This window comes from Streptomyces sp. NPDC057002 (assembly GCF_042673825.1).
Lineage (GTDB): Bacteria > Actinomycetota > Actinomycetes > Streptomycetales > Streptomycetaceae > Streptomyces.
The window spans coordinates 209,560-228,525 of record NZ_JBHURZ010000008.1 but is presented as its reverse complement, the minus strand read 5'-3'; the positions used below and the strand labels follow the sequence as shown (position 1 = coordinate 228,525).

At 72.0% G+C, this 18,966-nt stretch carries 15 protein-coding genes; 10 read left to right on the top strand and 5 right to left on the bottom strand.

The features are described 5' to 3' along the window. The first annotated feature begins 6 nt into the window (after positions 1–6). The 4 genes from ACFT32_RS34235 to cimA all read left to right on the top strand — a co-directional run bounded on the left by ACFT32_RS34235 (position 7) and on the right by cimA (position 4,965). Complete coding sequence (locus tag ACFT32_RS34235) at positions 7–1,044, top strand: agmatine/peptidylarginine deiminase (protein WP_382497023.1); 1,038 nt, start codon at positions 7–9, stop codon at positions 1,042–1,044. 16 nt (positions 1,045–1,060) lie between these two features. Further along, the gene (locus tag ACFT32_RS34230; RefSeq protein ID WP_382497021.1) at positions 1,061–1,666 is read left to right on the top strand and encodes a TetR/AcrR family transcriptional regulator; all 606 of its coding nucleotides are present in this window, start codon (positions 1,061–1,063) and stop codon (positions 1,664–1,666) included. 151 nt (positions 1,667–1,817) lie between these two features. Then, complete coding sequence (locus ACFT32_RS34225) at positions 1,818–3,059, top strand: TolB family protein (protein WP_382497020.1); 1,242 nt, start codon at positions 1,818–1,820, stop codon at positions 3,057–3,059. A gap of 301 nt (positions 3,060–3,360) precedes the next feature. Next, positions 3,361–4,965: a citramalate synthase gene (gene cimA / locus ACFT32_RS34220; protein ID WP_382497018.1), complete on the top strand. Its 1,605-nt coding sequence runs from the start codon at positions 3,361–3,363 to the stop codon at positions 4,963–4,965. Positions 4,966–5,143: 178 nt separating this feature from the next. On the opposite strand, the gene ACFT32_RS34215 is transcribed toward cimA, so the two are convergent. Continuing rightward, positions 5,144–5,806, bottom strand: coding sequence for an SLATT domain-containing protein (locus ACFT32_RS34215; RefSeq protein WP_382497017.1), 663 nt, complete (start codon positions 5,804–5,806; stop codon positions 5,144–5,146). A gap of 183 nt (positions 5,807–5,989) precedes the next feature. On the opposite strand from ACFT32_RS34215, the gene ACFT32_RS34210 reads away from it, so the two are divergent. Further along, positions 5,990–7,342 carry a hypothetical protein gene (locus ACFT32_RS34210; protein ID WP_382497015.1) on the top strand — a complete coding sequence of 451 codons (1,353 nt, stop codon included), beginning with the start codon at positions 5,990–5,992 and terminating at the stop codon, positions 7,340–7,342. Positions 7,343–7,381: 39 nt separating this feature from the next. Here the strand turns inward: ACFT32_RS34210 and ACFT32_RS34205 are convergent, their stop codons facing one another. Both ACFT32_RS34205 and ACFT32_RS34200 read right to left on the bottom strand, forming a co-directional pair. Next, positions 7,382–8,557, bottom strand: a complete 1,176-nt coding sequence (locus ACFT32_RS34205) for a Cmx/CmrA family chloramphenicol efflux MFS transporter (RefSeq protein ID WP_382497013.1) — start codon at positions 8,555–8,557, stop codon at positions 7,382–7,384. A 161-nt stretch (positions 8,558–8,718) separates the two neighbouring features. Continuing rightward, on the bottom strand, positions 8,719–9,657 hold the full coding sequence (locus ACFT32_RS34200) for a DMT family transporter (protein ID WP_382497011.1): 939 nt from the start codon (positions 9,655–9,657) through the stop codon (positions 8,719–8,721). A gap of 72 nt (positions 9,658–9,729) precedes the next feature. Between ACFT32_RS34200 and ACFT32_RS34195 the strand changes: the two genes are divergently transcribed. Both ACFT32_RS34195 and ACFT32_RS34190 read left to right on the top strand, forming a co-directional pair. Beyond that, entirely contained in the window at positions 9,730–10,317 is a 588-nt protein-coding gene (locus tag ACFT32_RS34195) for a TetR/AcrR family transcriptional regulator (protein ID WP_382497009.1), read from the top strand. A 39-nt stretch (positions 10,318–10,356) separates the two neighbouring features. Beyond that, positions 10,357–10,935 (top strand): YdeI family protein, encoded by a 579-nt coding sequence (locus ACFT32_RS34190; RefSeq protein WP_382497007.1) that lies wholly within the window; start codon positions 10,357–10,359, stop codon positions 10,933–10,935. Between the two features lie 930 nt (positions 10,936–11,865). Here ACFT32_RS34190 and ACFT32_RS34185 read toward each other — a convergent pair. Then, entirely contained in the window at positions 11,866–12,651 is a 786-nt protein-coding gene (locus ACFT32_RS34185; protein WP_382497006.1) for a S1 family peptidase, read from the bottom strand. Between the two features lie 228 nt (positions 12,652–12,879). Next, positions 12,880–13,485, bottom strand: coding sequence for a YceI family protein (locus ACFT32_RS34180; RefSeq protein WP_382497004.1), 606 nt, complete (start codon positions 13,483–13,485; stop codon positions 12,880–12,882). 383 nt (positions 13,486–13,868) lie between these two features. Here ACFT32_RS34180 and ACFT32_RS34175 point away from each other — a divergent pair, with 383 nt between their 5' ends. The 3 genes from ACFT32_RS34175 to ACFT32_RS34165 all read left to right on the top strand — a co-directional run bounded on the left by ACFT32_RS34175 (position 13,869) and on the right by ACFT32_RS34165 (position 18,942). After that, positions 13,869–14,708, top strand: a complete 840-nt coding sequence (locus ACFT32_RS34175; RefSeq protein WP_382497002.1) for an SDR family NAD(P)-dependent oxidoreductase — start codon at positions 13,869–13,871, stop codon at positions 14,706–14,708. Between the two features lie 99 nt (positions 14,709–14,807). Then, entirely contained in the window at positions 14,808–17,204 is a 2,397-nt protein-coding gene (locus ACFT32_RS34170) for a polysaccharide lyase 8 family protein (RefSeq protein ID WP_382497000.1), read from the top strand. A gap of 154 nt (positions 17,205–17,358) precedes the next feature. Continuing rightward, positions 17,359–18,942, top strand: a complete 1,584-nt coding sequence (locus ACFT32_RS34165; protein WP_382496998.1) for an acyl-CoA carboxylase subunit beta — start codon at positions 17,359–17,361, stop codon at positions 18,940–18,942. The last annotated feature ends 24 nt before the right edge of the window (positions 18,943–18,966 follow it).

The following is an 18,966-nucleotide window of genomic DNA, read 5'->3' as shown; positions in this document are numbered from 1 at the left end:
TCACCGATGTCCGCAGCCGCCGACGGCTTCCGCATGCCCGCCGAGTGGGCCCCGCACGAGCGCACCTGGATGGCCTGGCCGGGCCCCAACCCGACCTTCGACGCCCCCGACGACCTCGCGGCCGCGCGGATCGCCTGGGCGTCCGTAGCCCGTGCGGTCCGCCGCTTCGAGCCGGTGACCGTGATGTGCGGCCCCGGGCAGTCGGCCGAGGCCCGCACCCTGCTCGGCGACGGCATCGAGACGGTCGAACGGGACCTCGACGACGCCTGGATGCGTGACATCGGCCCGACCTTCCTGACCGACGGGAGGGGCGGACTGGCCGCCGTCGACTGGACGTTCAACGGCTGGGGCGCCCAGGAGTGGGCCCGCTGGGAGCACGACGCGAAGATCGCCGCGCATGTCGCGGACCTCGCCGGGGCACGGACGTACGCCTCGCGGCTCGTCAACGAGGGCGGGGCGATCCATGTGGACGGCGAGGGCACCGTCCTGCTGACGGAGACGGTCCAGCTCGGGCCGGAGCGCAACCCGGACTGGCCGCGGGAGCAGGTCGAGGAGGAGATCCACGCCCAGCTCGGCACCCGGAAGGCGATCTGGCTGCCGCGCGGACTGACCGGCGACTACCCGCCCCACGGTTTCGGCACCCTCGGCCACGTCGACATCGTCGCGGCCTTCGCCCGCCCCGGAGTCGTCGTGGCGCACTCCCAGCCCGACCCCGCACACCCCGACCACGAGGTGACCAAGGAGGTCATCGGCCTGCTGAAGTCCCGGACGGACGCACGCGGCCGCCGCCTGGAGGTCGTGGAGGTCCCCGCACCGACCGTCCTGGAGGCCGATGGCCACTGGGCCGACTACTCCTACATCAACCACTACCTCTGCAACGGCGGTGTGGTCCTGTGCGGCTTCGACGACCCCCGCGACGAACTCGCGGCCGGCATCTTCCGCCGGCTCTTCCCCGAGCGGACCGTGACACTGGTGGACGCCCGTACGATCTTCGCTGGTGGTGGAGGCATCCACTGCATCACACAGCAGCAGCCGAAGATCTAGAACCCGGGAGCCGCAGATGGCCGGTGGGCGCAGGCAGGCGCCGCCCCGCGAGGACGTGCTCGCCGCCGCCATGGAGATGATCGCCGAGCGCGGTCTGGAGAAGCTCACCATGGCGGCGCTCGGCCGCGAGGTCGGGATGAGCAGCGGCCACCTGCTCTACTACTTCGGCTCCAAGGACGAACTGCTGCTGCGCACCCTGGAGTGGAGCGAGGGGCGGCTGGGCGCCGAGCGCGGACGGCTGCTGACGCGTTCCGCCACCGCCCGCGAACGCCTCGACGCCTACGTCGACCTCTACGTCCCCGACGGTCACCGCGACCCGCACTGGACGCTGTGGCTGGAGGTCTGGAACCGCTCGCAGACCGCTGCCGTCGACGCAGTCGCCCGCGACCGGCAGGCCGCCATCGAGGGCGTCTGGCACCGCGATCTGGTCGCCCTGCTCGCCGAGGGCATCTCGCGGGGTGAGTTCCGCCGCGTCGATCCCGACCGCTTCGCCGCCCGCCTGCGGTCGCTGCTGGACGGCTTCGCCATCCACGTGGCCATCGGCCTGCGCGGCACCGACCGGGCACAAGTCCTCCAGCACGTGCGGGAGTTCCTCGAGGACAGCCTCCTCGCGGACACCTGAACGCCCGCCCGCGTTGTACTCAATTCGGCGGATTGACCCCCTGACCGGTGGTGATGTTGGCTCTGGTGGAGCCCTCGGCGCGGGGCCGGGGGAGAAGCGTCCACGGGGCCACGGGGGCACGGGGATGCGGGACCACAGGGGGAAACAGCACATGACCAGCATCAGGAGGGCCACGTCCGTCGCGCTCGGAGTGGCCCTGGCCGTCACGGTCGGCACCGCCGCCGCGCTGCCCGCGACCGCCGCGCCGGCGCCGGTGCCGCGGACCGAGAAGGCGAGCGTCGCCCCGGACGGCAGCGACGGCGACGCCTCCTCCGGCGGGCCGAGCCTGAGCGCCGACGGACGCCATCTGGCCTTCGTCTCCCGCGCCGGCAACCTCGTCGCCGGTGACACGGACGGCCTCGCCGACGCCTTCGTGCGCGACCTCGAGACCGGCACGACCCGGCCGGCCGGCGACGGCGTGAACGGATCCGTCGACGACGTCGCCCTGAGCGGCAACGGCCGGTACCTGGCCTTCGCCGCCACGAGCGACGGCCGCAGCCACATCTGGGTCAGGGACCTGAAGACCGGCACCCTCCAGCGCATCGCGGACGACGTCGACACCGGCTACGACACCGGCAGGCAGCCCGCCATCAGCGCCGACGGCCGCTACGTCGCCTTCGTCGCCCAGCGATCGGAGTTCACGCAGGGCGACGACGTCCGGGGGCGCGTCTACCGCGTCGACCGCACCAGCGGCGAGGCCGTCCGCATCAGCCAGGTGCCCGCCGCGACCGACCGGAAGACCGCCGCCACCAACCCGTCCATCAGCGCCGACGGCAGCCGCGTCGGCTACCAGTTCTTCGTCCCGCACCCCTCCTCGGGCGACTGGAGCGACGCCTGGGTCCGTGATGTGCCGAGCGGGAAGCTGTTCCACGCCGACCTGGCGCCGGAGGGCCTGAAGTCCGACGGGCAGACCGAGTTCCCGCAGATCAGCGCCGACGGCCGGTACGCGGTCTTCAACTCGCTCGACTCGCAGCTGACCCCGGGCGACACCAACAAGGGGCACAACGTCTTCGTCCGCGACCTCAAGACCGGGGACCTGCGCCGGATCGACGCCGCCGACCCGGCCGCCTTCACCGCGTTTCCGCGGCTCGGCACCGACAGCCGGTACCTCGCCTTCGTCTCGGCCGACCCGGGCGACCCGGACCGTACGACGCGCGCCTACGTCCGTGACCTGCGCACCGGGCGCACGGTCCTGGCCAGCCCGGACGCCGAGGGCGGCCCGAACGACCAGAGCGTGTCCGCGCCGGTGATCGACCGGAACGGCCGCACGGCCGCCTTCAGCAGCTCCTCGCCCGACCTGGTGCCCGGCGACACGTACGACACCTCGCACGTCTTCGTGCGCCGTATCAGGTGACCGACCGCATCCTGAGACAACCGTGAGCGAGGCACGGGGGCTGTGCCAGACTGCCCCCGTGCTCTCGTTCGCCATGATTATTGGCAGCAGGCGCGCCGGTCCGCAGTGACCGCCACGTACGACCAGGTACGGGCGGACACCGTCGTCCTCGACCCGCGCGCAGACCTCTCGCACCCGCGAGAGGTTTTTCGCTTTTCTGGCCCACCCGAAGCCAGGAGCGAGAGCGCGAGGGAGTATGTGGGGGCGGTGGAGCCGGTCATTCCGGTACGACCGAGATCCAATCCTCAGGAGCCTTGAGACCATGACCGCAACCAGCGAGCTCGACGATTCCTTCCACGTCTTCGACACCACCCTGCGCGACGGCGCCCAGCGGGAGGGCATCAACCTCACCGTCGCCGACAAGCTGGCCATCGCACGGCACCTGGACGACTTCGGCGTGGGCTTCATCGAGGGCGGCTGGCCGGGTGCCAACCCCCGGGACACCGAGTTCTTCGCCCGCGCCCAGCAGGAGATCGAGTTCCGGCACGCCCAGCTCGTCGCGTTCGGCGCGACCCGGCGCGCGGGAGCCAAGGCGGCGGAGGATCCGCAGGTCAAGGCGCTGCTGGAGTCGGGCGCCGAGGTGATCACGCTCGTCGCGAAGTCCCACGACCGCCATGTCGAGCTCGCCCTGCGCACCACCCTGGACGAGAACCTGGAGATGATCCGCGACACGGTGTCGTTCCTGAAGGAGCAGGGCCGCCGGGTCTTCGTCGACTGCGAGCACTTCTTCGACGGCTACCGGGCGAACCCGGAGTACGCGAAGGCCGTGGTCCGTACGGCGTCGGAGGCGGGCGCGGACGTGGTGATCCTCTGCGACACCAACGGCGGCATGCTCCCGGCGCAGATCCAGGCGGTCGTCTCCACGGTCCTGGCCGACACGGGCGCCCGGCTCGGCATCCACGCGCAGGACGACACGGGCTGCGCGGTGGCGAACACGCTGGCCGCCGTCGACGCGGGTGCGACCCATGTGCAGTGCACGGCCAACGGCTACGGCGAGCGCGTGGGCAACGCGAACCTCTTCCCGGTCGTCGCGGCGCTGGAACTGAAGTACGGCAAGAAGGTCCTGCCCGAGGGCCACCTGCGCGAGATGACCCGTATCTCGCACGCGATCGCCGAGGTCGTCAACCTCACCCCCTCCACGCACCAGCCCTACGTCGGCCTCTCCGCCTTCGCCCACAAGGCCGGGCTGCACGCCTCGGCCATCAAGGTCGACCCGGACCTGTACCAGCACATCGACCCCGAGCTGGTCGGCAACACCATGCGGATGCTGGTCTCCGACATGGCGGGCCGCGCGTCCATCGAGCTCAAGGGCAAGGAACTCGGCATCGACCTCGGCGGCGACCGGGAGCTGGTCGGCCGGGTCGTCGAGCGGGTGAAGGAACGCGAACTCCAGGGCTACACGTACGAGGCGGCCGACGCGAGCTTCGAACTCCTGCTGCGCACCGAGGTCCAGGGCAAGCCGCTGCGCTACTTCGAGGTCGAGTCCTGGCGCGCCATCGTCGAGGACCGGCCCGACGGGTCCCACGCCAACGAGGCCACGGTCAAGCTGTGGGCCAAGGGCGAGCGCATCGTCGCCACCGCCGAGGGCAACGGCCCGGTCAACGCCCTCGACCGCGCCCTGCGCGTCGGCCTGGAGAAGATCTACCCGCAGCTCGCCAAGCTCGAGCTCGTCGACTACAAGGTCCGCATCCTCGAAGGCAAGCACGGCACCCAGTCCACCACCCGCGTCCTGATCTCCACGTCCGACGGCGCGGGCGAGTGGTCCACGGTGGGCGTCGCCGAGAACGTCATCGCGGCGAGCTGGCAGTCCCTGGAGGACGCGTACACGTACGGCTTGCTGCGGGCGGGGGTTGCTCCGGCGGAGTAACCGTCCTGGCTGCGGGCATGCGTGCCGCCAGGGGCGGCACGGGTGGGCGCAGCGGCACCCCGCTACGCCGGGCTGCGGACCCACCCGGCCTCAGCGACAACGCCGAGCACCTCGAAACGCGGACTGCGGACCCACCCGGCACCGGCACTCACGCAGAGCACCCGAAAGCCGAGGTGGGTCACATCGCCGTATCCCGGGGACGCGGCACCGCATGCGCGTCCCCGCCCCGATCACGCCCCGCCGCCCGGTCCAGCCGGAACAGCCCCGCCCCGTTGGATCGCTGACCGGGCGCGTGGACCGTGGCGCGGGTCAGTTCCTCGACCCCGTCGGCCAGGTAGCCGACCCAGGCCGACCCCTCGTCCTCGATGATCCGCTGCGCGTCCGTCCGCAGCCGCTCGATCACCCCGAGCAGCGCGGCCTGCTCCTTGTCGCTGGGGGAGTCGGTGGCCCGCAGATACGCCTGCGCCCAATCGGCCTGCGCCCTCTTGAGGATCTGCTGGAGCGCCTGCTGCGTGCGGATGTAGCGCGTCCAGGACGCCGAGAACCCGAAGATCCGGTCGAAGAGGACACAGCCCGCCCCGCCGGCCAGGAACACGAAACCCCACTCGGGCTGCAAGGCGGTAGGGGCGGCCGCGTGCACCAGCGGAGTCAGCGTGCCGACGATGCCCAGCAGCGCGGCCAGCGCCCGCAGCGACCGCGACCAGCGCGACGGCCCCCGGCGCCGCGCCAGGTACCAGCCGATCGCCGTCGTCACCTCCGCCTCGGCATGCCGGAACAACTCCCACAACAGGTCCGCCCGCGCACGCGAACGGTCCAGCTCGGCGAGTGCGGACACTGTCATGTCCGCGGTCCTGCGTCTTCCGAACATGCCCCTGATCCCGCCCTTTCCGCTACGACCGGTGGACCCGCCGGGCCCGGCACGGCCCACGGCAGTGAGCCAGAGGCATCGTAGGCGCAGTGGCGTCCCGAAATCCCCGCTCCTACCGATATCCCTTTCTGTGCAGATTCAGGTAGTTTCGAACATATGAAGGCCGCGCTGGTGCGTACCCTCGTACGTCTGCTGATCGTGCCGGTCGCCGCCGTACTGGTGGCGCTGATGGCCGGTGCGCCGGGCGCGCACGCGGCCACCGACCTCTCGAAGGTCGCCGAGGAACTGCGCGAGAACCCCGTCTACGTCGATCCGGCCGCCTCCGACCAGCTGGCCGCCTCGGACGCCGAGGCGCTCGCCGACAAGATCAAGGACGCGGACAAGCCCGTCTTCGTGGCTGTGCTCCCGGCCGATGTCTCCACGCAGGACCTCTTCCGGAACCTCCGCACCGAGACCGGCGTGACCGGCCTGTACGGCATCCGCCTCGGAGATGAGTTCGACGCCCGTGCGGACAGCGCGGTGATGAGCCGCCAGGCGGTGTCCAACCTGGTCACGGCCGTGCGGGACGCGGGCGACACCAAGGCCCAGCTGAACGACTTCGTCGACGATGCCCTGCGCAGCGTGGGCGGTACGGCGCCGAGCAGCTGGAGCGACGGCTCGGGCACCGACGTACCGGTCGGCGGCCTGATCACGTTCGGTGCCCTGGTCGCGGCCGGCGGAGTGGGCACCTACGCGGTGGTCCGGCGCAACCGGCGCCGCCACGAGGAGGAGCAGCGGGCCGCCCTGGAGAAGCTGCGGGTGGTGGTCGACGAGGACATCACCGCCTTCGGCGAGGAACTCGACCGTCTCGACTTCCATCCCGGGGAACCCGGCGCCGACGACGCGATGCGCGCCGACTACGAGCGTGCCCTGGACTCCTACGAGCAGGCGAAGTCCCTGATGGCGGCCGCGGCGAAACCGGAGGACGTCCGGCCCGTCACCCAGACCGTGGAGGACGGCCGTTTCTCCCTGGCCCGACTCGCGGCCCGGCGCGAGGGCGACCGGCTGCCGGAACGCCGCCCGCCCTGCTTCTTCGACCCGCGCCACGGCCCCTCGGTCGCCGACGCGAGCTGGACGCCCTCGGGCGGCACCGTGCGCGACGTCCCCGTCTGCGCGGCCGACCAGGCCCGGCTCGCCGAGGGCCGCGACCCGGTGATCCGCGAGGTCGACACCGACTACGGCCGCCGCCCGTACTGGGAGGCCGGCCCGGCGTACGGCCCCTGGGCCGGCGGCTACTTCGCCGGCGGCATCCTGCCCGGCCTCCTCGTCGGCACCATGCTCGGCAGCATGATGGCCGCCCCCGCCTACGCGGCCGACTACGGCTCCGGCTACGGCGACTTCGGCGGGTACGAGGGCGGTGACGTCTCCGGCGCCAACTTCGACTCCGGCGACTTCGGCGGCGGCTTCGGGGGAGGGGACTTCGGTGGTGGAGGCTTCGGCGGTGGAGGGGACTTCGGGGGCGGATTCTGAACCCGGCGACGCCGTAGCGCCTCGCCCCGCCGCCTGAGCTCAACGCCGCAGCGGCTCCTGGCCGCCGGTGAGACGCCCTCGCCGCCACCGCATCACCCCGGCCACGACGCCCGCGAACGCGACCAGCCCCGCGCTCACCCACACCGGCGACCGGTACCCGAATCCGGCGCCGATCGCCGCGCCACCGGCCCAAGGGCCCAGCGCGGCGCCCACGTTGAACGCGGCCGTGGCGAAACCCCCGGCCAGCGTGGGCGCGCCCGGCGCCGCGTACAGCACCTGGGCGATCAGCGTGGAGCCGACGCCGAACGACAGCGCCCCCTGGACGAAGACGAGCCCGAGGGCCAGGACCGGGTGCCCGGCCCCGAGGGCCAGCAGGCACCAGCCCACGCCGACCGCGGCGCCTCCGCCGGCGAGGACCGGCACGGGACGCCGGTCGGCGATGCGCCCCGCGGCGGTCACCCCCACGAACGACCCGGCCCCGAACAGCGCGAGCACCCCGGGCACCCATGCGCTGCCCAGCCCCGTCACCTCGGTGACCAGCGGCGCGAGATAAGTGAAGGTGCAGAACGTCGCCCCGTTCACGAGGGCGCCCAGCAGCAGGGTGACGATCAGCCGAGGGCTGCCCAGCGACCGCAGCTCACCGCGCAGCGCGGGCGGCGCACCCTCGGCCGTCCCGCCCGGCACGGACCACGCCACCGCCACCAGGGCCGGCAGCGACACCAGCGCCACGGCCCAGAACGCCGTACGCCAGCCCCACAGCCCGCCCAGCACGGCCCCGGCAGGGACCCCGGCCACACACGCCAGCGTCACCCCGCCCAGCAGCGTGGACGTCGCCCGGCCCTTCGCGTCCGCCGGGACCATGTCCACGGCTGCCACGAGGGCGACGGCGAGGAACCCGGCGCTGGCGAGCGCCCCCACGACCCGCGTGGCGAGCAGCACCTCGAAACTGCCGGTGAGAGCACCGACGACATGGACGGCGAGAAAGACGACGAGGAACGCCGACAGCGCACCCCGCCGCGACCAGCGCCGCGCGAGACCCGCCACGAGCGGCGCCCCTACGACCATCCCCGCCGCGAAGGCGGAGGTCAGCGCGCCCGCCTGGGGAACGGACACCCCCAGATCCCGCGCGATGTCCGGCACCAGCCCGGACAGCATGAACTCGGACGTTCCCTGCGCGAACACGGCAAGGCCCAGCAGAAGAAGAGCGAACGGCATGAGGAAACTCCGCACCCGGAAGTCGACGACGAACACGACACGTCGGTCGGCGATCCGGCGGCGGAGCGAAGAAGGGGCCTCAGCGGCCCGGCATCACAAGCAGCCACCGGAGAGCCGGTGGCCGCACTCTGGACGCCTCGGGGCTGGACACGACAGGCACGTTAGGCGGCTTCGGAGGACCGGGTCCACCGGTTTTCCCGCCGCTCTCCCCGGGCGGCGGTCAAAGCGCCGTTCCCCCGGCCTCCACCGCGGTGGACGACGACGACGGCCGCGAGGCAGACGGCCAGTCCGAGGGCGGTCTGGACGCCGAACGGCTCGCCGAACATGAGCGCGCCCCAGACGGCCGTGACCGGGGCCATGAGGAACATCAGGGTGTTGACCTCGGTGACGCCGGAGCGCTTCAGGATGAGCCAGTACAGCCCGTATCCGCCGAACGTGGACAGGCCCACGAGCCAGGCGACCGCCACCCAGAACGCACCCTCGGCCGGCGGCGCCGCGGCTCCGGCGCCCAGGGCCAGGGCGGTGAAGAGGACGGCGCTGGTGGCGCAGTGGACGGTCAGCGACACCGAGGGGGCGACCCGCGAGCGGGAGCGGCTCTCCAGGAACGTCGCCGCGACCAGGGACAGCATGCCGAGCAGCGGAATGGCGTACGCCCACCAGGCCACGTCGGTCCCGGCGGCGGCGTCGGCCAGGGTGACCACGGCGACACCGCTCAGCCCCAGGCCGAGGCCGATCCACTGCCGGCCCGAGACGTGGCTCCCGAGCAGCGGTCCCGCGAGGGCTCCGGCGACGAGGGGCTGGATGCCGTCGATCAGGGCCGTGGTGCCGCTGGAGACGCCGAGCTGGATGGCGTAGTAGACGCTCAGCAGATAGCCGCTCTGCGACAGCACGCCGACCACGGCCTGCCGGGTCACGTCCCGGGCGGTGAGCCCCCGCCAGGTCGACCGCGTGAGGACGGCGACGGCGAGGAGGACGACGGCCAGCGGCAGGAACCGCCACATCAGGACCGTGAGCGCGGACGCGCTGCCCGCACCCAGCTTGGCTCCGATGAACCCGGAGCTCCAGCACAGGACGAAGGCGAAGGAGAGCAGGATGTTCACGGCATGACCACCACTAGACAGATCGGTTTACCCGTTCGCTCTCGACTATACAGATCGGTATACTCGGATGCCATGGGTACCACCGCCTCCGAAGCCCCCCGCCGGATCACGCTGACGCCGGCCGCGCGCCGCGCCCTTCAGGCCGCCGCGCGGCTGTTCTACGAGCGCGGCATCCATGCCGTCGGGGTCGACCTCATCGCGGCGGAGGCCGGGGTGACGAAGAAGACCCTCTACGACCGGTTCGGCTCCAAGGAGCAGATCGTCGTGGAGTACCTCGCCGACCGCGACGAGCGCTGGCGGGCCTTTCTCGGCGAGCGCCTGGACGCGGCCGGGCCCGACCCGCGGGAGCGCGTCCTGGTGATCTTCGACGCCTCACGCGCATGGGCGCGGGACAGCAGTCCCAAGGGGTGCAGCATGGTCAACGCCCACGCGGAGATCAGCGACCCCGGCCACCCGGCCCACCCGATCATCACCGGCCAGAAGCAGTGGATGCTCGCCCTGTTCGGCCGCCTCGCCGCGGACATCGCCCCGGACGAACCGGCCGGTCTGGCCCGGGCGTTGATGCTCCTGCACGAGGGCGCGCTCGTCGCCCACGGCCTGAACATCTTCCCGGACGCCATCGCCGACGCCCGCGAACAGGCACGCGCACTGCTCGTATAGCGGACGGAATCTGTCCTACTCGGTCCCTACGGTGGTGCCATGACCACCTCCGACGGCACGGACCCGCTCACCTTCGCCACCGTGGCCGACCTGGACTCCTGGCTGACGGCCCACCCCGCCCCGTATCCCGGCCTCTGGGCCAAGGTCGCCAAGAAGAGTTCGGGCATCCCCTCCGTCAGCGCCGCCGACGTCAACGACGTGGCGCTCTGCCACGGCTGGATCACCGGGCAGCGCAAGCGCCTCGACGAGTCGTACTACCTCCAGAGGATCACCCCGCGACGCCCCGGCAGCCTCTGGTCCATGGTCAACGTCCGGCGGGTGGAGGAACTGACCGCCGCGGGCCGGATGCGCCCCGGCGGACGCGAGGAGGTGGAGTCCGCGCAGGCGGACGGCCGATGGACCGCCGCCTACGCGTCCCAGCAGGAGGCCGAGGTCCCGGAAGACCTCGCGTCAGCCCTGGCCCTGAGCCCCCGTGCCGCAGCGGCCTTCGAAAAACTCGGCCGAACCGACCGCTACCTCACGATGCTCACCATCCTCCGAGCCCGGACACCACAGACCCGGGCGGCACGGGTGACTGCGACGATCACGAAGCTGGAGGCGGGGGAGCGGGACCGTTGAGCCCGGGAGTCGCTCTGCTGCTCGCCGGGCGCCGGCCGTCCTGACCGGAGAGCTCGCTTCATGGGCGCGGGCCAGGTGCCGAAGGGGTTGGCTCGGCGGGAGTCGCCTCACTGCACGGGCGGAGCTCGGTGTTGGATTGGCCGAGCCGACGGGTGACCAGGCCCCGGGGGGTGCCCCATTTTTCGGGCCGGGGGTTCGGTGCTGGGCGGCTGTGTCGACAGGAGGGCGCCCCATTTTTCGGGCGGAGAGGGTGTCGGACGGGCCGGGTGGTGACGGGGCCTCACCGCATGGGCGCGGACTCGGTGCTGGGCGGGTCGACGTGACGGGAGTCGCCGCATCGCCCCGGGCGCGGGCCGGCCGACGGCTGGGCCGGATTGACCGGGGGCGCTCTATCGCCAGGGTGCGGGCCCGCCGCCGGACGGGCCGGGTGAACCGAGGTCGCCACTGCACGGGCGCGGGCTCGGTGTTGGACGGACTGTGTCGAAGGGAGGTCGCCCATCGTTCGGGCGGGGTCGGACGGGCCGGGTAGACCGGCGGTCACTCCACCGTTCGGGCGCGGGCCCGCCGCCGGGCGTGCGACTCGGTCGGGTGTAACTCACCGCCCGGGCCTGGGCCCGCCACTGGAGGTGCTGACCCCCGACGGCGGTCACTCCACCGTTCGGGCGCGGGCCCCGCTCCGGGCGTGCGACTCGGTCGGGTGTAACTCACCGCCCGGGCCTGGGCCCGCCACTGGAGGTGCTGACCCCCGACGGCGGTCACTCCACCGTCCGGGCGCGGGCCCCGCTCAGGGCGGCCGGTTCGGTCGGGTGCAACACCGCACGGGCCCGGGCCCGCCACCGGACGTGCCGACCCCGGCCCGGAGGGCCCGCCGCGCCACGGGCCCGGTGCCCAACCGCACCGGACCCGCGAGGTTCTGTTGCCGAGGGCGGGTCAGAGGGTGGACGCCGCCGAGGCTATGGCGGAGGCGAATGTGGAGACCTCCGTGTAGACGCCGGGGGCCTCGGGCCGGGCGCAGCCCTCGCCCCAGCTGACGATGCCGACCTGGATCCAGGCGCCGGCGTTGTCCTTGCGGAACATCGGGCCGCCGGAGTCGCCCTGGCAGGTGTCGACGCCGCCCGCGTCGAAGCCGGCGCAGATCTCCTCGTTCGCGACGAGGCCGCTGTACAGACCGCCGTAGGCCTTGCACGCGGCGTCGCTGACGAACGGCACGGTCGCCTTCAGGAGGTAGCGCTGCTGGGAGCCGCCCTCACGGTTCGCGCCCCAGCCGGCGACGGTGAAGTCACCGGTGTTGTACTGCGAGGTCGTGGCGATCTTCAGGGTCGGCAGATTGATCGGCTGGGCGAGCTTGATGAGCGCCCAGTCCTTGCCGGTGCCGTTGTAGCCGGGCGCTCGGAGCACCTTGGTGGAGCGGACCTGGACCCGGCCGCTCGTGGACTGCAGGTCGACCACCCCCGCGGTGGCGGTGATGCTCGTGTTGTTGCCGGAACTGCCCACGCAGTGCGCGGCCGTGAGCACGATCTGCTGGGTGTAGAGCGCGCCGCCGCAGCCCATGGACAGCCTGACCATGAACGGGAACTCGCCCTGCGCGGCCCGCGTCCCGCCGACGACGGGCGACGGCGCGGCCTGCGCCGAGGTGACGGGCTGAAGGCTGGCGATCGCGAGCGCGGCCGCGCCGACGACCGCGCATCTCTTGAGGGCCGTGAGAAGTCTCTTCAACGTGATGCCTTCCGTGGGGGGTTGACCTGGGGAGATGTGCAACCGAAGCATCCGTTTGACGAGCGCATGTCAGCAGCAGGGCCAAAAAAACGTCCATGTGCTGGCATGGACCGGTCAAAATTCTGCTGCTGGATTATGAGAACGCCGCGAGTCCTCGCACAAGAGGCCCGATTCGGCCACGCCGCACGGAGTCGTCCCGTACGGCGTGGCCGGAGAGGTTCAGGAGGTTCAGGCGTTCCTGATCGCCGAGATGTCGAAGTTCAGCTTGATCTTGTCGGAGACGAGCACACCGCCGGTCTCCAGTGCGGCGTTCCACGTCAGGCCCCACTCCGAGCGCAGGATCTCCGCCTTGCCCTCGAAGCCGACGCGCTCGTTGCCGAAGGGGTCCTTCGCGGCGCCGTTGAACTCCAGGTCGATGGCGAGGGGGCGGGTCGTGCCGAGGATCGTCAGGTCGCCGGTGATGCGGTAGTCGTCCCCGCCGAGGGACTCCGCCTTGGTGGAGCGGAACGTCATGGTCGGGAACTCCTCCGCCTTGAAGAAGTCCGCGCTCTTGAGGTGGCCGTCCCGGTCGGCGTTGCCCGTCTCGATGCTGTCCATCACGACGTCGAGGGAGGCCGAGGACCGCGAGGGGTCGGTGCCGTCGAGGCGGAGCGTGCCCGTGAAGTCCTGGAAGCCGCCCTTGACGTTGGTGACCATCGCGTGGCGGGCGACGAAGCCGATCGTCGAGTGCGCGGGGTCGATCGTGTAGTCGCCGGTCAGGGCGGCCAGCTCCGGTCGCACGGCGCCGGACGTGGCGGTGGCGGCCTCGGTGTCCTTGCTGCTGAAGATGCTCATGGGTGGGCCTCCTGCGAGTGATGTGATGACGTCTCTTGATGTTGAATCTTGAACTACATCAACGCGGCCCACCGTAGACCTATTCCGGTTCAATGTTCAACATCATCGGGGGTTGTGTCGCGATACCGCCGCCTGGCGGCACCGCGCGGCCCGCAGGGGTGGTCCTGCCACGGCCGTCGCGGACGGGCCCGGCCCGTGGACCGCCTACGGAAACGGGCACGTCGGACCGGGTGGACCGGGCCCGGGAGAGGGCTCCAGCGCTGGCGCGGTGCACCGGGATGGCGGTGTCCTGGACAGAGGAGGTTCCGTGTGAAGGGACCCGCAGGGCCCCGCATGGAGACAGACGAGACCACGGCGGACGTACAGCGCAGGGAGACCGACCGATGACACTCACCGGCTCCGGCTCGGCCTACGACCCACCGGGCCCCGCCCCACGCGGCCCCTCGGCCTCGTCGAGAGTGCGCGAGCACGGACCGGCGCGGCGTCTGGACCAGCGCGTGGTCCTGGTCACCGGCGCCTCCTCGGGCGTCGGGGCGGCGACGGCACGGCGATTCGCCATGGACGGCTGGCAACTGCTCCTCAACGGACGCGACCGGCGTTGCCTGGAGCGGACGGCGTCCGGCACCTCGGCCCTCGTACTGCCCGCCGACCTCGCCGCCCCGGACGGCCCGCGCCTGCTGGCCCAGTCCGCGCTGCACGCGACCGGCCGGATCGACGTCCTGGTCGCCGGGGCGGGCATCGGCTGGACGGGCCCGTTCGCCGCCATGCCGCACACCGACATCGACCGGGTGCTGGCCCTGGACCTCAACGCCACGCTCCACCTCGTGCGCGAGGTGCTGCCGTCCATGATCACGGCCGGCCGGGGCCGGGTGGTGCTGCTCGGCTCGGTCGCCGGCCGCGCGGGCGTAAGGGAGGAAGCGGTGCACTCCGCCGCCAAGGCGGGCCTCGCCGCTTTCGCGGAGGCACTGCGCCGGGAACTGCGAGGCACGGGCGTGGGCGTGACCTTCGTCGTGCCCGGCCGCGCCGGCTCCACCCGCCGGGGCGGCCCCCACGACCGCACCACCCCCCGTCCCGTCTCGCCCGGCTCCGTCGCCCGCGAGATCTTCGAATCCGTACGCCAGGACCGCGACGAGGCGCACGCCCCCGCCTGGCGAACCCTCCGGAGCCGCCTCAGGGCCCTGCCCCCGGGGCTGTACCGCCGCATACTGAACCGCTTCGACTGACCGGAGCCGGCACGCGCCGCATCCCCGCGTTCCCCCATCCCGGTCACTCCGGCCGGATCCTCCGTTCAGGTGACCGTCTCCCCGTGGTAGGGCATGGGCATGACTCCCCAGCGTCGCGTCTTCCCCCGCCGTACGGCCAAGGCCGCCGCCACCCTGTTGGACCCCAGCCGCCGGGCCCTGCTGCGCGCGGCCGCGGCGCTGGCGGCGACCGGGGGCGCGACGCCCGCGCCCCACGGTACGGATGCTCCCGAAGCCGAGGATCCGTACGAAACCCTCCGCCGGCGCTGGCTCGGTATCGCCCTCGGCGACGGCTACGACCCGGCCGCGGAGCCGTACGCCTCCCGGCTCGCCGAGACCGGTGAACTCGCCCGCCGCCTGCGCGCCACCATGGCCCCGGCGGCGAACTCACTCTGGCCCGGGCACCCCTTCGACCCGCCGGCCGGCATCACCCTCAGCTACGGCCGCCTGTGGACCATGACCCAGGCCTACGCCCAGCAGGGCACCGGCTCGACCGCCGACCCGGATCTCCTCGCCGACATCCTGCGCGGCCTCGACCACCTCTCCGAGACCGTCTACAACGCCGCAACCACCCGCTACGGCAACTGGTGGGAATGGCAGATCGGCAGCCCCCGCCTGCTCACCGACATCACAGCCGCCCTCCACGACGAGCTGGGCGACCCCCGCGTCCGGGCCGTATGCGCGGCGGTAGACCACTTCGTCCCCGACTCGGCCCTCGGCGACTACACCGGCACCTCCACCGGCGCCAACCGCGTCGACCTGTGCCGCTCCGTCGCCCTGCGCGGCATCCTCGGCCGCGACCCGGCCAAGATCGCCCTCGCCCGTGACGCGCTCTCCCCGGTCTTCCCGTACGTCACCCGGGGCGACGGCCTCTACGCCGACGGCTCCTTCGTCCAGCACACCTGGGTCGCCTACTCGGGCACCTACGGACAGGTCATGCTCGACGGCCTCGGCCGGCTCTTCGCCCTGCTCGCCGGATCCGACTGGGCGGTCACCGACCCGAACCGGCAGATCATCCTCGACAGCGTCGAGCAGGCCTACGCCCCGCTCATCCACGACGGACTGGTCATGGACAGCGTCAACGGCCGGGCCATCAGCCGCGGTTACCTCACCACCGACGACCGCAAGGTCATGCGGAGCGACCACTTCCACGGACAGCAGCTCATCGCGGCCATCGCCCTCCTCGCGGCCGCCGCGAGCCCCGCCGAACGCGACCGCTGGCACGCCCGCGTCAAGGGCTGGATCGAACGGGACACGGTCACCCCGATCCTGACGGCACCCCAGTTCGGCGTGGCCGACCTGGCCCGGCTGCACGCCATCGCCGCCTCGCCCGCCCCGGCCGCACCCGAACCCACCGGACACCACCTCTTCGCCGCCATGGACCGTGCCGTCCACCGCCGCCCCGGCTTCACCGTGAACATCGCCATGGCCAGCGACCGCATCGCCCACTACGAGTGCGGCAACGGCGAGAACCCACGCGGCTGGCACACCGGCGCGGGGACGGTCAGCTGGTGGGCCGGCACGAGCGACCAGTACACGGACTGCTTCTGGCCGACGGTGGACTGGTACCGCCTGCCCGGCACCACCGTCTCCACCAAACGCCTGGCCGACCGCGAGGGCGGCGAGTGGGGCACCGCCCGCCCGGACGCGCGCTGGGTCGGCGGCACCACCGACGGCACGTACGCCGCGCTGGGCCAGCACCTCAAGGGCCTCGGCTCCACCCTCCAGGCCCGCAAGTCCTGGTTCTGCGTCGCGGACGCGGTGATCTGCCTCGGCGCCGGGATCAGCTGCGCCGACGGCGTCCCGGTGGAGACGATCGTCGACAACCGCAACCTCGGCGAGCCGCACTCCGGCACCCAGGCCTTCGTCCAGGGCCGGAACAAGGACCGGAACTGGGCCCACCTGGAGAACCACGGCGGCTGGGTCCTGCTCGACGGCGAGCCCAAGGCGCTGCGCGAGGACCGCACCGGCGCCTGGGCCGACATCAACACCGGCAGCACCCCGGAACGGCGCACCCGCAGCTGGCAGACCCTCTGGCTCGACCACGGCACCGACCCCGAGGACGCCACATACGCCTACGTCCTCATGCCCGGGGCGTCCCGCCGCGCGGTCGCACGCCGCGCCGCCGACCGCCACTGGCTGTCGGTCCTCGCCAACGACACGACCTGCCAGGCGGTCACCGTGCCCTCCCTCGGCTGCACGGCCGCGACCTTTTGGCAGGCCGGCACGGCGGGCCCGCTCACCGCTTCCGCCGGCGCGAGCGTGCTGACCGTCCGCCGGGGCCGTACCGCTACCCTCTGTGCGAGCGAGCCGCCCCGCACGGGCAAGCCGCTGGAGATCACCTGGGACCGCCCGGTCCGCCGGGTCGTCCGCGCGGACGAGAGCGTCGAGGTGCTCTCGACCGGCCCTCGACTGAGACTGCGCGTCACCCCGGGGGAGGTATGCGCGATGCACCGATGTGAGGTGACTCTCGGTTGAGGTCTTTGTGTGACCCCTACAAGCCGCACACCCTCTGAGCAGTCGGATTGGCTGCACTCCGCCATGGTTCTGTTCAGGGGTACCAGGAAAACACGCCGGAGACTGTGAGGAGTCGACGGCCCGCTTTCCTGGGTCGGCTTCGTAAGGTCACTACATGACCGTTTTGGATGAGGCGCCGGGTGAGCCGACCGACGCGCGCGGACGCGTGGCCGAACTGCACGAGATCCGTGCGCAGGCGGTGGCCGGACCGAGCGAGAAGGCGACCAAGGCGCAGCACGCCAAGGGCAAGCTGACCGCGCGGGAGCGCATCGAGCTGCTCCTCGACCCGGATTCCTTCCGCGAGGTCGAGCAGCTCCGCCGGCACCGGGCCACGGGCTTCGGCCTGGAGGCCAAGAAGCCGTACACCGACGGTGTGATCACCGGCTGGGGGACGGTGGAGGGCCGGACGGTCTTCGTCTACGCCCATGACTTCCGGGTCTTCGGCGGCGCGCTGGGCGAGGCCCACGCCACCAAGATCCACAAGATCATGGACATGGCCATCGCGGCCGGGGCTCCGCTGGTCTCGCTGAACGACGGCGCCGGCGCCCGTATCCAGGAGGGCGTCTCCGCCCTCGCCGGCTACGGCGGCATCTTCCAGCGCAACACCAAGGCGTCGGGCGTGATCCCGCAGATCTCGGTGATGCTCGGCCCGTGCGCGGGCGGCGCGGCCTACAGCCCCGCCCTGACGGACTTCGTGTTCATGGTCCGCGAGACCTCGCAGATGTTCATCACCGGCCCGGACGTCGTCAAGGCGGTCACCGGCGAGGAGATCACCCAGAACGGCCTGGGCGGCGCCGACGTCCACGCCGAGACCAGCGGCGTCTGCCACTTCGCCTACGACGACGAAGAGACCTGCATCGCCGAGGTCCGCTACCTCCTCTCCCTGCTCCCGCAGAACAACCGTGAGAACCCGCCCCGCGCGGAGGCCACGGACGCGGTGGACCGTCGCTCGGACGTCCTGCTGGACCTGGTCCCTGCGGACGGCAACCGGCCGTACGACATGGCCAAGGTCATCGAGGAGATCGTCGACGACGGCGACTACCTGGAGGTCCACGAGCGCTGGGCGCGGAACATCATCTGCGCGCTGGGCCGGATGGACGGCCAGGTCGTCGGCATCGTCGCCAACCAGCCCCAGGCGCTCGCCGGTGTCCTGGACATCGAGGCCTCCGAGAAGGCGGCCCGCTTCGTCCAGATGTGCGACGCCTTCAACATCCCGATCATCACTCTTCTGGACGTACCCGGGTTCCTGCCCGGCGTCGACCAGGAGCACGGTGGGATCATCCGCCACGGCGCGAAGCTGCTCTACGCCTACTGCAACGCGACCGTGCCGAGGATCTCGCTGATCCTGCGCAAGGCCTACGGAGGTGCGTACATCGTCATGGACAGCCAGTCCATCGGTGCGGACCTCACTTACGCCTGGCCGACGAACGAGATCGCCGTCATGGGCGCGGAGGGTGCGGCCAACGTCATCTTCCGCCGCCAGATCGCCGAGGCCGAGGACCCCGAGGCCATGCGGGCCCGCATGGTCAAGGAGTACAAGTCCGAGCTGATGCACCCGTACTACGCGGCGGAGCGCGGCCTGGTCGACGACGTGATCGACCCCGCCGAGACCCGCGAGGTACTGATCAAGTCCCTCGCGATGCTCCAGACCAAGCACGCCGACCTGCCTTCCCGCAAGCACGGCAACCCTCCGCAGTAACCCCGCGGACATCTCTCTCACGGA